Genomic DNA, 14,989 nt, shown 5'->3' with positions numbered 1-14,989 from the left:
GAGAGTTAAGTGTTTGTTTTTCATTGTCGATTACCAACTTGTCCCATAGTAAGTTCTACCTTATTTCTTTGTCTCATTCTAGTTTCCAGTTTTTAAGACAGACTAGAACTTACTTTGGGAATTTACTTGTAAAGAAAAAGTAATAAAAAAATCCTTTAAAATCACCAAAAAACGATATAATATGGTATAATGAAGGATGACTAATTATACTATTTTTTCAAAATGGAAGATGATTTGTTAAAGTTGGAAGTAAGAGAGGACTGATAGAATGGCTAGAAACGGCTTTTTTACGGGATTAGATATTGGTACAAGCTCCGTTAAAGTCTTGGTTGCAGAATATATTGATAACGAAATGAATGTGATTGGGGTCAGCAATGTAAAAAGTGCTGGCGTCAAAGATGGAATTATTGTAAATATTGAGGTGGCTGCTGGAGCGATTAAAAAAGCGATCGAGCAGGCAGAAGAAAAGTCAGGTATCCGCATTGAAAAGGTAAATGTTGGATTACCTGCCAACCTTCTTCAGATTGAACCGACTCAAGGGATGATTCCTGTTACAACAGAATCACAAGAAATTACAGACTTGGATGTTGAGAATGTTGTAAAATCAGCATTGACAAAGAGTATGACTCCGGAACGCGAAGTGATTTCATTTATTCCAGAAGAGTTCACTGTCGATGGGTTCCAAGGCATTAAGGACCCTCGTGGAATGATGGGAATTCGCTTGGAAATGCGTGGTATGCTGTACACAGGACCACGTACCATTCTTCACAATCTTCGTAAAACGGTGGAGCGTGCAGGTGTCCAAGTTGAAAATATTGTAATTTCTCCATTGGCACTAACTCGCTCTGTATTGAATGAAGGTGAACGTGAGTTTGGTGCGACTATCATTGATCTTGGTGGTGGTCAAACGACTGTGGCTGTTATGCGTGGCCAAGAGTTGCAATACACAAACATCTACCAAGAAGGTGGAGATTATATCACAAACGATATTTCAAAAGTATTGACAACATCAAAGGGTATTGCTGAAAACTTGAAATACAACTACGGCATTGCCTATCCGCAAGATGCAAGTGATAAGGAAAAGTTCACTGTCGAAGTGATTGGAGAAAACGCTCCAGTTGAAGTGACCGAGCGCTACCTTTCAGAAGTGATTGCGGCACGTTTGCGTCAGATTTTTGACCGTGTGAAACAAGATTTGGAGCGTACACGTGCTCTAGATTTACCAGGGGGAATAGTCATTGTAGGTGGCGGTGCCATCTTACCAGGAATTACAGAATTGGCCCAAGAAGTGTTTGGTGTTAACACTAAACTTTTTGTTCCAAATCAAATTGGTATCCGCAATCCAGCATTTGCAAGTGTGATTAGCTTTGTTGAGTATGTTGGTGAGTTAGAAGATGTTGAAAATATTGCCCAACATGCAGTAAATGGCGAGACTACCTTGAGACATAAGCCAGTTGAAATTCCTGTTGCTCGTCCTCGAATTAGTCAGCCAATTCAAAGAGAAATCGTGAACGAATTGAACACAGTTGATCAGGTAGAGGAACAAGTTGCTCCTACTTACCATGATGAGGAAGAAGAAGTTCGTCCAGCTGCTAAGGGAAACATCACAGATCGCATTCGTGGTTTGTTTGGCAGCATGTTTGAATAAGAGAAAAGAAAAGGTGATTTAAACTATGGCATTTTCATTTGAAGCAGCAGCTAGTCATGGTGCTGTCATTAAAGTAATCGGTGTCGGCGGTGGTGGCGGAAACGCGATTAACCGTATGATTGAAGAAGGTGTTGCTGGGGTTGAGTTCATTGCAGCAAACACAGATGTACAAGCGCTAAGTAGCTCTAAAGCTGAAACAGTTATCCAACTAGGTCCTAAATTGACTCGTGGTTTGGGTGCTGGAGGTCAACCTGAGGTTGGTCGTAAAGCTGCTGAGGAAAGCGAAGAAGCATTGACTAATGTATTAACTGGTGCAGATATGGTCTTCATCACTGCTGGTATGGGCGGTGGTTCAGGGACTGGTGCGGCTCCTGTTATTGCACGTATTGCTAAAAACTTGGGTGCCTTGACTGTCGCAGTTGTGACTCGTCCGTTTGGTTTTGAAGGAAATAAACGTGGAAACTTTGCGATTGAGGGAATTGAAGGTCTTCGCGAACAAGTAGATACACTCTTAATTATTTCAAACAACAACCTTCTTGAAATTGTTGATAAGAAAACACCGCTTTTAGAAGCGCTAAGCGAAGCTGATAATGTTCTTCGTCAAGGTGTTCAAGGAATTACAGACTTGATTACAAATCCTGGTTTGATTAACTTGGACTTTGCAGATGTGAAGACAGTTATGGAAAACAAAGGGAACGCCTTGATGGGTATCGGTATCGGTACGGGTGAGGACCGAGTGATTGAGGCGGCTCGTAAAGCGATTTATTCTCCTCTTCTTGAAACAACAATTGATGGTGCAGAGGATGTCATTGTCAATGTTACAGGTGGTTATGACATGACTCTGACAGAAGCAGAAGATGCTTCAGAAATCGTTAATCAGGCTGCGGGTCAAGGTGTTAACATTTGGTTGGGTACATCTATTGATGAAACAATGAAAGATGAGATTCGTGTGACTGTTGTGGCTACAGGTGTTCGTCAAGATACTGCTGATAAACCAGTCCGCCATCGCACGGAAGCTGTTTCACCACGCCCTTCTCAACGCTTTGATCATTCAGTAGCATCAGCACCAGCTCGTGGAGCTGCACAACAAACTGAAGCGCCGAAAGCTTCTGCCTTCGGAGAGTGGGATTTGCGTCGCGAAAACTTGATTCGTCCAACTGACGCAGAACCAACATCTACTGTTTCCGTCGAAAAATTTACAATGGATCAAGATGAGGATGAATTGGATACACCACCATTCTTCCGTAATCGCTAAACTAAAATGAATTTTCAAAAGAATAAGGATGCTATCTTTTCAGCAGTTGCAAAAGCTGCTGAGAAGGCAGGTCGTCCGAGTGAATCAGTAAAGGTAATAGCTGTCACCAAATATGTTGACAGCTCTATTGCTAATCAGCTAGTGAATACTGGAATTACTCATATTGGAGAAAATCGAGTCGATCAGTTCTTAGAAAAGTATAATGCCCTAGCAGACAAACAATTGACATGGCATTTGATAGGGACTTTACAGAGAAGAAAGGTCAAGGACATTATTCCATTTGTTGATTATTTCCACGCCCTAGACTCTGTCAAACTAGCTCAGGAAATAGATAAACGTGCTATTAAAATAGTCAAGTGTTTCCTCCAAGTCAACGTTTCCGGTGAGGAGAGTAAGCATGGCTTTGCAGTATCTGAGATTGATGCGGCACTTGCTGAAATTAGTTTATTGGAGAACATTGAACTTGTTGGATTGATGACGATGGCACCGATTGATGCTACAGATGATGAATTAGACGAGATTTTTTCTAAAATGCAGGAAATCCAAGAAGAACTAGCTGCAAGGAACTTACCACGTATGCCCTTTACAGAGTTGAGTATGGGAATGAGTGGAGACTTTGAACGCGCCATTGCTCACGGAGCTACATATGTGAGAATTGGCTCAGCATTCTTTGAATAATGGAGAGGAGGAAAATATGGCATTAAAAGATACATTTAAGAATTTATTTAATTACTTTGAAGTTGACGAAGTCAATGAAGTTGAAGAACAGGCAGATGCCTATTCAATGCCTAATGATCGTCCTAAAATGCGTGTTGCCAATACTACTACAGCTGCACCTGTGCGCGAACAGCAGCCAAAAGTAGAGACGCGTCGGGAAGCACGTTCAGAAAGTCAACTTCAACGCCTACATGAAAGGCAGCAAGAATTGATGACTAATAATAACGAAAAAGAGATTGTCAAAACTACAATTGATATTAAGTTTCCAAAACGTTATGAAGACGCACCAGAGATGGTAAATCTTTTATTAGACAATGCGAGTATTCTCATTGATTTTCAATATATGTCGGAGCAACAAGCAAGACGTTGCCTAGACTACTTGGATGGTGCTCGTTCAGTATTATCTGGAAATTTGAAAAAGGTCTCAAATACCATGTGGCTGTTAACTCCAGTAAATGTCACAGTCAATATTGAAGAATTGCGCAATGCTAATGCTGGTACAACTACTGGTGCGGCTGATTCAAATTTTGACTTTGATATAAAACGGTAACGCTATGCAAATTTTGATTTTTTTACTATTAAAAATTGTAGAGATTTATTCTTATCTCTTATTGGCATACGCTTTGCTAAGTTGGTTTCCTAGCCTATACACAAGCTCGATTGGTCGTTTGATTCAATGGCTGGTAGCACCGATTTTAAAACCCTTTAGGCGGTTTAATCTGCAATTTATGGGGTTGGATTGGACCGTAATGGCAGCCATGATTGCGCTTAATATGGGAACTCGCCTTTTGATTCAATTATTGCTACTGTTAGCATAGTTATGAAAAATGACAAAAACTTATTGCAACATTTTTCTAGGGAAGAAAGAGAGTTTGTAGAGAAAATAATGGATATGTGTCAGCAAGTTGAAGATACGTATTCATATAGATTAACTCACTTTTTACATCCTAGACAAGATGAAATTGTATGCAAAATTGCTAACTACTACCAGTTACAAACGTTTTCTAGTCGGGATTTTGTTTCGACTGAACATTCGCGGGTTATAATTGCCCCGGCTTATTATGAGTTGGACATCAAGGACTTTGAGTTAACCGCTCTTCATTTGTCCTATGCTAGAAAATTTCACACCTTATCCCATTCACAAGTTCTTGGAACTTTTCTCAATCAACTAGGGATTAAAAGGGAGTATTTGGGTGATATTTTGATTGATGAGGAACGATTGATTGTCTTTATCAATCAGAAATTTGGGCAGATTGCCTTACAATCTATCACTAAAGTTGCTCGTGTCCCTGTTAAGGGAAAGGAAGAAGAATGGATGACTGTTCGACTACCGATTGGACAGGAATGGCGTTCAAAGGATGTGTTGGTTTCCAGTATGAGATTGGATAAATTGATTTCGGTCGCATTTAATCTTTCAAGGGCAACTGCAAATAAGTTGATTGAGGCTGGACATGTGAAGTTGGATTATGTTCTGACAGAACAAACCAGTAAATTAGTTGAAATAGGGCAATTAATTAGTGTTAGGAGATATGGTAGAGTTCGCCTAAATGAATTTTTAGGTTTTTCTAAGCAAGGGAAGATAAAATTAAAGTTAGACATTGTTAAAACTTAGGAGGAAAGATGGCACTTACAGCATTAGAATTAAAAGATAAAACCTTTGCTACAAAATTTAGAGGATACGACGCAGATGAAGTTGATGACTTTTTGGACATTGTAACGCGTGATTATGAGGATTTAATTCGTAAAAATCATGACCAAGAGTTAGAATTGAAAAATTTGCGAGAACGTTTGGCTTATTTTGATGAGATGAAAGAATCATTGAGTAAATCAGTTCTTTTAGCTCAAGATACAGCTGAGAAAGTAAAAGTTGCGGCTGAAGATCAAGCGGCAAATATTATTAAACAAGCTGACTATGATGCGGCAACATTGTTACATGAAGCTAAAGATAAGGCAAATGAAATTCTTCGTAATGCGACTGACAACGCGAAAAAAGTTGTCATTGAAACTGAAGAATTAAAAAACCAGACACGTATTTTCCATCAGCGTCTGAAATCAACAGTAGAAAGCCAATTATCATTGGTTAATTCATCTGAATGGGAGGAAATTCTTCGCCCAACAGCAAGTTACATTCAAACAAGTGACGAGGCTTTCCGTGATGTTCTTCATAAGGCATTGGATGAAGAATTACCTGTTGAAGAAGAAAGTTTGGATTATACACGTCAATTGACACCAGAAGAGATTGCAGAATTAACTCGTCAGGCAGCAGCTTTTGAGAGTGGAGAACCTGTAGTACTTTCAATAGAAGAATAATAGAAATCATAAGCAAAGACAAGGTCGTTAGAAATATTTTAAGCGAGTAGGAGATGGTGGAAGCCCTACAATCTCTTTCTATGGATCATCACTTTGTTTGATTTTTCCTGAAAATAGTAAGGAGAGACGTCTGTTCACGTTACGAACATAGAGGGATAGGGGAAGCTCTATCTAAACTAAGGTGGTACCACGAACTTTCGTCCTTATTTGGCGGGAGTTTTTTTATTTTTATGATACGATTAGAATTAGTAAACAAGGATAACTTTGAAGCAGTGTTACAAGTTCAACTTGCACCTGAGGACCAGCGCCGAGTGGCATCGGTTGAATATTCTTTAGCTCAAGCTTGGCTATATAAAGATTCGGGAATGATTCTACCATATGCTGTGCTATCTGGCAGAAAAGTTGTCGGTTTTGCAATGTTATCTATTGAACCCAAAGATAATAGTTATTATTTATGGCGCTTGTTGATTGATAAGGATTTTCAAAATCGTGGATACGGAAAGGAAGCCATCCAGCAAATGATTGGAAAGGCGAAGGCGGATCCGCTTTGTCATAAAATTTCTATAAATTATGTTATTGGCAATCATAAAATGAGGTACATTTTAGAAAAACTTGGTTTTCAATCCGTTGGTTTAGAAGGCCAAGAAATGAAAATGGAATTAATTATAAGATAAAGGAGTTATGATGAAACTAAAAGAAACACTCAATTTAGGTAAGACAGCATTTCCTATGCGTGCAGGCTTACCAACTCGCGAACCAGAATGGCAAAAGGCTTGGGATGAAGCAAACTTGTATGCTCGTCGCCAAGAACTCAATGAAGGCAAACCTGCCTTCCACCTCCACGATGGCCCTCCATACGCAAACGGAAATATCCACGTTGGACATGCTTTGAACAAGATTTCTAAAGATATTATCGTTCGCTCTAAGTCAATGTCTGGCTTCCGTGCACCATTTGTACCGGGTTGGGATACGCATGGTCTTCCTATTGAGCAAGTCTTGGCAAAACAAGGTGTTAAGCGCAAGGAAATGGACTTGGTAGAATACCTTGAAATGTGCCGTGACTACGCTCTTAGCCAAGTTGACAAGCAACGTGATGATTTCAAACGCTTGGGTGTTTCTGCAGACTGGGAAAATCCATATATCACTTTGACAAAAGACTACGAAGCAGCTCAGATCCGTGTCTTCGGTGCTATGGCAGACAAGGGCTATATCTACCGCGGTGCTAAGCCTGTCTACTGGTCATGGTCATCTGAATCTGCCCTTGCAGAAGCTGAAATCGAATACCATGACATTGACTCAACATCTCTGTATTATGCCAATAAGGTCAAAGATGGCAAGGGGCTCTTGGATACAGACAGCTACATCGTTGTCTGGACAACCACTCCATTTACAGTAACGGCTTCTCGCGGTTTGACAATGGGAGCAGACATTGACTATGTCTTGGTTCAACCTGCTGGCTCTGACCGTAAGTATGTCTTGGCAGAAGCCTTGGTTGATAGCTTGGCAGCCAAATTCGGTTGGGAATCCTTCGAAGTGATTTCAAAACACAAGGGTGCTGAATTTGAATATATCGTGACCGAACACCCATGGGATAGAGAAGTGGATGAATTGGTCATCTTGGGTGACCATGTTACAACGGACTCAGGTACTGGTATCGTCCATACGGCTCCAGGCTTTGGTGAGGATGACTACAATGTCGGTGTCAAATATGACTTGGAGGTTGCGGTAACTGTCAACGAACGTGGCTTGATGAATGAAGCTGCGGGTCCTGATTTTGAAGGGCAATTCTATGACAAGGTTGTGCCAACGGTTAAGGAAAAATTGGGTGACTTGCTTCTTGCTAGTGAAGTGATCAATCACTCCTACCCATTTGACTGGAGAACCAAGAAGCCAATCATCTGGCGTGCAGTGCCACAGTGGTTTGCCTCTGTTTCTAAATTCCGTCAGGAAATCTTGGACCAAATCGAAGCAACAACTTTCAATCCATCTTGGGGTAAAACGCGTCTTTACAACATGATCCGTGACCGTGGTGACTGGGTTATCTCTCGTCAGCGTGCTTGGGGTGTGCCGCTTCCAATCTTCTATGCTGAAGATGGCACAGCTATTATGACCAAGGAAGTAACAGACCATGTAGCAGCTCTCTTTGAGGAACATGGTTCTATCATCTGGTGGAAATCTGATGCAAAAGATCTTTTACCAGCTGGTTTCACTCACCCAGGTTCACCAAATGGCGAATTTACCAAAGAAACAGACATCATGGACGTATGGTTTGACTCTGGTTCATCTTGGAATGGTGTCATGAATGCCCGTGAAAACCTTGCCTACCCAGCTGATCTCTACCTTGAAGGTTCAGACCAATACCGTGGTTGGTTTAACTCATCCTTGATTACCTCTGTTGCTGTAAATGGTCATGCGCCATATAAAGCTATCTTGTCACAAGGTTTTGTCCTTGATGGTAAGGGGATGAAGATGTCTAAATCTCTAGGCAATACCATTCTACCAAGTGATGTTGAGAAACAATTTGGTGCAGAAATCTTACGTCTGTGGGTGACATCCGTTGATACTTCAAACGATGTCCGTGTGTCTATGGATATTCTTGGACAGGTTTCTGAAACCTACCGTAAAATCCGTAATACCCTTCGCTTCTTGATTGCCAACACTTCGGATTTCAATCCTGCAAGTGATGAGGTGGCATACGAAGAGCTTCGTTCTGTTGACCAGTATCTCTTGGTGAAATTCAATAAATTGGTAGCTCAAATCCGTGAAGCCTACGACAATTATGATTTCATGGGCATCTACAAATCTGTAGTAAACTTTGTAACCCTTGATTTGTCAGCCTTCTACCTCGATTTTGCCAAAGATGTCGTCTACATTGATGGTGCTAAATCACTTTCTCGTCGTCAGATGCAAACTGTCTTCTATGACATCTTGGTGAAAATTACCAAGCTCTTGACGCCAATCTTACCACATACGGCAGAAGAAATCTGGTCTTACTTGGAACACGAAGCAGAAGAATTTGTTCAGTTGGCGGAAATGCCAGAGGTGGAAACCTTTGCTAATGAAGCGCAGCTTTTAGCTGATTGGGAAAACTTTATGGTCTTCCGTACTCAGGCACAAAAAGCCTTGGAAGAAGCACGCAATGCCAAAGTGATTGGTAAGTCACTTGAAGCTCATTTGACTGCCTATGTCTCAGCTGAAACCAAGTCCTTCTTGGAGAGCTTGAATGCAGACCTTGCTCAGTTGCTCATCGTTTCAAACTTGACAGTAACAACTGAAACTGCCCCATCAACAGCGCTTGTGGTTGATGAAGTTGCCTTTGCTGTAGAACGTGCAGCCGGTGAGGTGTGTGACCGTTGCCGCCGTATTGATACTAGTGTTGCAGAGCGCAGCTACGGCGCAACAATCTGTGACCACTGTGCAAGCGTAGTGGAAGAAAACTTTGCTGAAGCAGTAGCTCAAGGTTTTGAAGCCTAAGCAATCACAATACATTTGTTAAAGTCTATCTAGCGATAGGCTTTTTTTGTAATACTCTTCGAAAATCAAAATTATCCGTTGTCACGAGCCTTGATGAGTGAAAAGCTCCAGTGGAGGTTTTCAGCCTGTTACCTTGAAATAAGAAAGTAACAGAGTTCTATCTTCGGCTTCGTTTCCTAGGCTACTTTTGATTTTCATTGAGTATAAATAGAAAAAAAGAAGCCATTTGGCTTCTCACACTTCTGCGATAATGGGAATAGATATTTCAATCAAACGGTCTGTGTGAATCGTTTGAATGGCAGCCTTGTTAATAGTTCGTTCATCAATTTTTCGATGAAGGAAGAAATCACGAATTTGCTCGATTTCATTTTGTTGTACTGCACGGTATTTATTACTAATCAAGAGTTCATAATGACGGGGTGCCTGTGTGAAAATAACGTCTGTATTACCTGCAGAATAAGTCTCTACTAGGAAAGCATCAGTATTAGCCAACTGGCTTTGGACAAGATTGGGATGACTATTTGTCGTGTTAATGATTTTCATGTGGAACCTCCTCTATCTCTTTGGCTACATTATAGCACGATTAGAGTGTTTTTACTAGTTATTGAATGAATTTTCTTGCAATTTCCATTGTTCAATGCCCCATTTGTGACTACCACGTTTGAGTTTATCGATGGCTTCATTGACTGGGAACCAGGCAATATGGTTGAAATCTTCTAGTGGTTGTCCGATTTGATGGTAGCTAGTTACTTCGTAGATGTAGGCTGGATTATAGAAATGGGTATCGCGGTGGCTAGAGTAGAAGTATTCGTCAGCCTGACCAAAGTATTTTCCGATTTCAGCGATGAATCCAAGCTCTTCCATCAATTCGCGCTCCAAGGCAATAAGGTGATTTTCTCCCTTTTCAATTTCTCCACCAGGAAGAAACCAAGCTCCGTTTGGTGCTTGAACGAGTATGATTTGTTCTTTCTTTTCATCTGGGATAACTGCGTAAACACCAAAGCGACTCTGGTAGCTGACGCCAGCCTTCTTTTCTCCAAATACAGCGATTTTCTCCATAGGCAATTCTATCCTCTTTCATAATTGGAATGAGTTGTATACATTATACCACTTTTTTATTATTTTTCCTTGTGATAGGCTTTACAAAGTAAAGTTTTTTTATAGGATGGAGATGGGGAAAAATTTAGAAAAATAGAGTATCAAAACAGTAAAATAGGCTACTCGTAGGGAGCAGCTCTATTTTCTTATTTTGTCTTTGTTTGTGCCTTGATTTGAATTGTACCTTTACTTGACATGACAGCACGTAGGTCTTTTTCTGCTGGATGTTCTAAGTAGAAGTCGGTGATAGCATCTTCAATCTGATCTTGGATGGTTCTGCGTAGTGGACGAGCTCCCATCTTTGGATCGTAGCCAAGGTCCACTAATTTCTCCTTAACTTTATCTGTTACATGGAGGCTGATGCCATTGTGAGAAAGGCGTTTATTTACATCGTCTAGCATGAGGCTGACGATTTCAAGTAGGTTTTCCTTGCTCAGTGGTTGGAACTCAATAATGCCGTCAAATCGGTTCATAAATTCAGGTGTGAAGAAATTGCTAAGTTGGCCAAGGACTGATTGAGTCCGCCCTTCCATAGCCGCACCAAAACCGACACTTGCTTCAACTTTTCCAGTACCAGCATTTGATGTCATGATGATGATGGTATCTTTGAAGCTGACTGTCCGACCTTGTCCATCTGTCAGACGCCCATCGTCTAAGACCTGAAGGAACATGTGCATGACATCTGGGTGGGCTTTTTCAACTTCGTCAAGGAGGATGAGTGAGTAAGGATTACGACGGACTTTTTCAGTCAATTGTCCAGCCTCCTCATAGCCTACATAGCCTGGAGGAGCTCCGACGAGTTTAGCGACAGCGTGTTTTTCCATGTATTCGGACATGTCGAAGCGGATCATGCTGTCCGCCGAACCGAAGAGTTCGATAGCTAATTGCTTAGACAATTCGGTTTTACCGACACCTGTTGGTCCGACAAAGAGGAAGGATCCAATTGGACGATTTGGAGCACCGAGACCGACACGATTACGGCGGATGGCTTTAGCTATCTTGTCAACTGCTTCATCTTGTCCGATAACGTGGGCTTTTAAGTCACTAGCGAGGTTCACAAGCTGGGACTGTTCTTTTTCTTTTAAATCACCAACTGGGATATTTGTTTTTTGCTCAACGATGGCCTCAATTTCTTTCTCAGTAATGAGTGGAATATCTTCCTCGCTGATAGTTGCCTTTTGCATCTCCTTGTACTTAGCAATTTGGTCACGGAAATAGGCCGCTTTTTCATAGTCCTCATCCCGTGTAGCTTGTGCTTTACGATTTTCGGCATCAATCAGGCGTTGGTCAATTTCTTTTGGATCAATAAAGTTGAGGGTTAAATTCATTTTTGAACCAGCTTCATCCAGAAGGTCAATAGCCTTGTCTGGTAGGAAACGGTCTTGAATGTAGCGGTTGGACAGTACTGCGGCAGCTTCGATAGCAGCATCGGAGTATTTAACATGATGGTAATCCTGGTATTTATTTTGGATACCTTTGAGAATGGTAATGGTTTCTTCGACACTTGGTTCTTCAACTTTTACAGGTTGCATACGGCGCTCTAGGGCGGCATCTTTTTCGATAATACGGTATTCGTTGAGCGTTGTTGCACCGACTAGTTGCATTTCACCACGTGCGAGGGCTGGTTTGAGGATATTGCCAGCATCCATGTTGCCATCGCCTGCAGAACCAGCACCGACAATTTCGTGAATCTCGTCAATAAAAAGAATGATTTCGCGACGATTACGGATTTCTTCCATGAGTTTTTGCATACGTTCTTCAAATTGTCCGCGGATACCTGTTCCTTGTACGAGGCTGACAACATCCAGACGAATGACTTCCTTGTCTCGTAATTTCTGTGGCACATCGCCATCGACAATTTTTTGAGCCAAGCCTTCAACAACCGCTGTTTTACCTACTCCAGGCTCACCGATAAGAACAGGGTTATTTTTTGTACGACGGTTGAGAATTTCGATGACACGGGTAATTTCTTGATCGCGACCGATTACTGGATCAATATCCCCACGACGGGCAATTTCGGTAACGTTGATACCAAATTCTTCAAGGAGCCCATTTGGTTGTTGGGGAGGAGGGGTCTGTCCACCACGTCCATTATGCCCACCACCGGCTTGAGTGGGAGGAGTCTGTTCGCGATTTTTTCCAGCAGGGGTATTGCCAGGATAGCCACCTAGGTGATTGAAGAATTCACTAAAGGGATCCATATTGTTAGGATTTGTTAAATCTCCTAACCCACGTAGGATAGCATTATTAGGGTCTGTTTTCATGATTTGATAGCAGTTGTGACAGAGGTCTACCTGCTGCTGTTTACCGTTTAAGTTGGTGTAGAGATGGATCGTTGCGTCGTTGATATTACAATTTTTGCAGAGCATAATTCTACCTCTTTCTGTGAAAAATGTGACCTATTGTTAAATAGTCAAAAAAGGTCAGTTCTAGCTTTATTATAACAAGATTCATAGAAAAATCAAGAAACTGCTACGCTTGGAAAAACTTTCTATGAAAAATAGGGCGATAGGAAGAAAATAGGGAAAAAATAAGACTTTTTTGGCAATATGTGGTAAAATATTCCTATAAAAAGGATTAGGAGAACGAATATGGAATCACATTTGGTGAGAATTATCAATCGTCTGGAAGCTATGGCTAATGACGGCGGTACGTTGAAACGTAATTTCGAACGTGATGGTATTGTTGTTGCAGAAGTGACTTATAGCTATGACGAGGAAAATGGTTCAGTATTTACCTTGCGTGATGTTGCTGCTCGTGAAACGTACGCGTTTGATAGCATCGACTTGATTGCAATGGAAATCTATGAGCTATTGTACTAAGAAGAAGTGAGAGGCACCTAAGGGTGCTTTTTTCTTGTGTAAAATGAATATTATAAACAAAAGTATTGCATAAATATTCAAAAGTGGTATAATAGACTCTAAATGACAGAATTGGAGTAGGATGAATGAATTTTTCTTTTTTGCCTGAGTATTGGGCTTATTTTAATTATGGGGCAATTGTTACCCTCATTATTGCATTTTTCTCAGTATTTTTTGGTAGTATTTTAGGTGTGTTGCTTGCCTTTGCTCAGCGTAGTAAGTATAAAGTTTTAGCTTGGACTGCTAATATCTATGTCTGGATTTTTCGTGGGACACCGATGATTGTCCAGATTATGATTGCTTTTGCGATGACACATTTTGTAGCACCAACTTTTCAGCTAGGAATTTTGACGGTAGATTTGACACGCTTGATTCCAGGTATCATTGTTATTTCGATGAACTCGGGTGCCTATGTATCTGAAACTGTTCGTGCAGGTATTAATGCTGTACCAAAAGGACAGCTGGAAGCTGCTTATTCGCTTGGTATTAGACCAAAGCAGGCGATGCGTTATGTTATCATGCCACAGGCTATCAAGAATATCCTTCCAGCCTTGGGAAATGAATTTGTGACTATTGTTAAGGATAGTTCACTTTTGTCAACCATCGGTGTGATGGAATTATGGAACGGTGCTCAGACAGTTCAATCCACTTCTTATATTCCTTTAACACCACTTGTATTTGCAGCGAGCTATTATCTAATTATGACAACGGTGCTAACAGTGATTATTCAGTCGTTTGAGAAAAAGTTGAACAAGGGAGGGCAGTTCCATGTCTAATGCGATTATTTCTATCAAGGATTTACATAAGTACTTCGGAAAGAATGAGGTTCTAAAAGGAATTGATTTAGATATTCAACAAGGTCAGGTAGTCGTTATTATCGGTCCATCAGGGTCAGGGAAATCGACTTTCTTACGTACAATGAACCTCTTAGAAGTACCGACCAAGGGAACTGTTACATTTGAAGGTGTTGATATTACTGACAAGTCAAATGATATTTTCAAGATGCGTGAAAAGATGGGAATGGTTTTTCAACAGTTCAATCTTTTTCCGAATATGACGGTATTAGATAATATTACTTTATCACCTATTAAGACAAAGGGAATTGCAAAGGATGAGGCTGAGAAGAAGGCTAAGGAATTACTTGAAAAGGTGGGATTGCCAGATAAGGCGAATGCCTATCCACAAAGCCTTTCAGGTGGTCAGCAACAGCGGATCGCTATTGCACGTGGTCTGGCCATGGACCCAGATGTCCTACTTTTTGATGAACCGACCTCTGCACTAGATCCTGAAATGGTTGGTGAAGTTCTTGCTGTTATGCAGGATTTGGCTAAGTCAGGGATGACCATGGTTATCGTGACTCATGAGATGGGATTTGCGCGTGAGGTGGCTGACAGGGTTATCTTTATGGATGGTGGTGTCATCGTGGAGGATGGAACGCCTGAAGAAGTCTTTGAACATACCAAGGAAGAACGGACCAAGGATTTCTTGTCTAAGGTCTTGTAATAAATGAACAGATAAGTACGACTCCGATATTGTTCGGAGTTTTTTGCTATATGCTATATTCTACTTTGTACAAGTATAGTCAGCCGGAGAATTTTAGGGTATAATAGAAAAAACAAAAGGAGT

Annotated in this window: 15 protein-coding genes; 12 read left to right on the top strand and 3 right to left on the bottom strand. The window is 41.0% G+C overall.

The window, feature by feature from the left end:
• Nucleotides 1–268 precede the first annotated feature (268 nt).
• The 9 genes from ftsA (at nt 269) to ileS (ending at nt 9,404) form a co-directional block, all read left to right on the top strand.
• Complete coding sequence (gene ftsA / locus ODU50_RS07125) at nt 269–1,648, top strand: cell division protein FtsA (RefSeq protein WP_105152826.1); 1,380 nt, start codon at nt 269–271, stop codon at nt 1,646–1,648.
• Nucleotides 1,649–1,673: 25 nt separating this feature from the next.
• Complete coding sequence (ftsZ, locus tag ODU50_RS07120; protein WP_105152825.1) at nt 1,674–2,903, top strand: cell division protein FtsZ; 1,230 nt, start codon at nt 1,674–1,676, stop codon at nt 2,901–2,903.
• Between the two features lie 6 nt (nt 2,904–2,909).
• Complete coding sequence (locus tag ODU50_RS07115; RefSeq protein WP_029752576.1) at nt 2,910–3,581, top strand: YggS family pyridoxal phosphate-dependent enzyme; 672 nt, start codon at nt 2,910–2,912, stop codon at nt 3,579–3,581.
• 16 nt (nt 3,582–3,597) lie between these two features.
• Entirely contained in the window at nt 3,598–4,170 is a 573-nt protein-coding gene (locus ODU50_RS07110) for a cell division protein SepF (protein WP_024412671.1), read from the top strand.
• A 4-nt stretch (nt 4,171–4,174) separates the two neighbouring features.
• Nucleotides 4,175–4,438, top strand: coding sequence for a YggT family protein (locus tag ODU50_RS07105; protein ID WP_105152824.1), 264 nt, complete (start codon nt 4,175–4,177; stop codon nt 4,436–4,438).
• A 2-nt stretch (nt 4,439–4,440) separates the two neighbouring features.
• Nucleotides 4,441–5,232 carry an RNA-binding protein gene (locus tag ODU50_RS07100; protein ID WP_105152823.1) on the top strand — a complete coding sequence of 264 codons (792 nt, stop codon included), beginning with the start codon at nt 4,441–4,443 and terminating at the stop codon, nt 5,230–5,232.
• A gap of 8 nt (nt 5,233–5,240) precedes the next feature.
• On the top strand, nt 5,241–5,930 hold the full coding sequence (locus ODU50_RS07095) for a DivIVA domain-containing protein (protein WP_029752573.1): 690 nt from the start codon (nt 5,241–5,243) through the stop codon (nt 5,928–5,930).
• Between the two features lie 230 nt (nt 5,931–6,160).
• Entirely contained in the window at nt 6,161–6,604 is a 444-nt protein-coding gene (locus ODU50_RS07090) for a GNAT family N-acetyltransferase (RefSeq protein WP_105095134.1), read from the top strand.
• Nucleotides 6,605–6,614: 10 nt separating this feature from the next.
• Nucleotides 6,615–9,404, top strand: coding sequence for an isoleucine--tRNA ligase (ileS, locus tag ODU50_RS07085; protein ID WP_105152822.1), 2,790 nt, complete (start codon nt 6,615–6,617; stop codon nt 9,402–9,404).
• Nucleotides 9,405–9,638: 234 nt separating this feature from the next.
• On the opposite strand, the gene ODU50_RS07080 is transcribed toward ileS, so the two are convergent.
• The 3 genes from ODU50_RS07080 to ODU50_RS07070 form a co-directional block, all read right to left on the bottom strand.
• Nucleotides 9,639–9,947 carry a DUF1827 family protein gene (locus tag ODU50_RS07080; protein WP_105152821.1) on the bottom strand — a complete coding sequence of 103 codons (309 nt, stop codon included), beginning with the start codon at nt 9,945–9,947 and terminating at the stop codon, nt 9,639–9,641.
• A 54-nt stretch (nt 9,948–10,001) separates the two neighbouring features.
• On the bottom strand, nt 10,002–10,463 hold the full coding sequence (locus ODU50_RS07075) for an NUDIX hydrolase (RefSeq protein WP_161947056.1): 462 nt from the start codon (nt 10,461–10,463) through the stop codon (nt 10,002–10,004).
• Between the two features lie 185 nt (nt 10,464–10,648).
• A complete protein-coding gene (locus ODU50_RS07070; RefSeq protein WP_099806720.1) occupies nt 10,649–12,871 on the bottom strand; it encodes an ATP-dependent Clp protease ATP-binding subunit in 2,223 nt (740 codons plus the stop codon).
• Between the two features lie 222 nt (nt 12,872–13,093).
• On the opposite strand from ODU50_RS07070, the gene ODU50_RS07065 reads away from it, so the two are divergent.
• The 3 genes from ODU50_RS07065 to ODU50_RS07055 all read left to right on the top strand — a co-directional run bounded on the left by ODU50_RS07065 (nt 13,094) and on the right by ODU50_RS07055 (nt 14,866).
• A complete protein-coding gene (locus ODU50_RS07065) occupies nt 13,094–13,324 on the top strand; it encodes a DUF1797 family protein (protein WP_044758793.1) in 231 nt (76 codons plus the stop codon).
• A gap of 125 nt (nt 13,325–13,449) precedes the next feature.
• Nucleotides 13,450–14,139, top strand: a complete 690-nt coding sequence (locus tag ODU50_RS07060; RefSeq protein ID WP_002938702.1) for an amino acid ABC transporter permease — start codon at nt 13,450–13,452, stop codon at nt 14,137–14,139.
• On the top strand, nt 14,132–14,866 hold the full coding sequence (locus tag ODU50_RS07055) for an amino acid ABC transporter ATP-binding protein (RefSeq protein ID WP_002943067.1): 735 nt from the start codon (nt 14,132–14,134) through the stop codon (nt 14,864–14,866). Before ODU50_RS07060 ends, ODU50_RS07055 begins: the two co-directional genes overlap by 8 nt.
• Nucleotides 14,867–14,989 lie beyond the last annotated feature (123 nt).

Source organism: Streptococcus sp. 2020WUSS084 (assembly GCF_044427445.1).
Lineage (GTDB): Bacteria > Bacillota > Bacilli > Lactobacillales > Streptococcaceae > Streptococcus > Streptococcus suis.
Note: the sequence above shows the minus strand (reverse complement) of the source record. Positions and strands in the feature narration are given on the sequence as shown.

What these genes read in the sequence shown, in the direction of transcription:
- ODU50_RS07105 (WP_105152824.1), top strand. Translation starts at nt 4,175, where the DNA reads ATGCAAATTTTGATTTTTTTACTATTAAAAATTGTAGAGATTTATTCT.
- ftsZ (WP_105152825.1), top strand. Translation starts at nt 1,674, where the DNA reads ATGGCATTTTCATTTGAAGCAGCAGCTAGTCATGGTGCTGTCATTAAA.
- ODU50_RS07095 (WP_029752573.1), top strand. Translation starts at nt 5,241, where the DNA reads ATGGCACTTACAGCATTAGAATTAAAAGATAAAACCTTTGCTACAAAA.
- ODU50_RS07060 (WP_002938702.1), top strand. Translation starts at nt 13,450, where the DNA reads ATGAATTTTTCTTTTTTGCCTGAGTATTGGGCTTATTTTAATTATGGG.
- ODU50_RS07100 (WP_105152823.1), top strand. Translation starts at nt 4,441, where the DNA reads ATGAAAAATGACAAAAACTTATTGCAACATTTTTCTAGGGAAGAAAGA.
- ODU50_RS07065 (WP_044758793.1), top strand. Translation starts at nt 13,094, where the DNA reads ATGGAATCACATTTGGTGAGAATTATCAATCGTCTGGAAGCTATGGCT.
- ODU50_RS07055 (WP_002943067.1), top strand. Translation starts at nt 14,132, where the DNA reads ATGTCTAATGCGATTATTTCTATCAAGGATTTACATAAGTACTTCGGA.
- ODU50_RS07070 (WP_099806720.1), bottom strand. Translation starts at nt 12,871, where the DNA reads ATGCTCTGCAAAAATTGTAATATCAACGACGCAACGATCCATCTCTAC.
- ODU50_RS07115 (WP_029752576.1), top strand. Translation starts at nt 2,910, where the DNA reads ATGAATTTTCAAAAGAATAAGGATGCTATCTTTTCAGCAGTTGCAAAA.
- ileS (WP_105152822.1), top strand. Translation starts at nt 6,615, where the DNA reads ATGAAACTAAAAGAAACACTCAATTTAGGTAAGACAGCATTTCCTATG.
- ftsA (WP_105152826.1), top strand. Translation starts at nt 269, where the DNA reads ATGGCTAGAAACGGCTTTTTTACGGGATTAGATATTGGTACAAGCTCC.
- ODU50_RS07075 (WP_161947056.1), bottom strand. Translation starts at nt 10,463, where the DNA reads ATGGAGAAAATCGCTGTATTTGGAGAAAAGAAGGCTGGCGTCAGCTAC.
- ODU50_RS07080 (WP_105152821.1), bottom strand. Translation starts at nt 9,947, where the DNA reads ATGAAAATCATTAACACGACAAATAGTCATCCCAATCTTGTCCAAAGC.
- ODU50_RS07090 (WP_105095134.1), top strand. Translation starts at nt 6,161, where the DNA reads ATGATACGATTAGAATTAGTAAACAAGGATAACTTTGAAGCAGTGTTA.
- ODU50_RS07110 (WP_024412671.1), top strand. Translation starts at nt 3,598, where the DNA reads ATGGCATTAAAAGATACATTTAAGAATTTATTTAATTACTTTGAAGTT.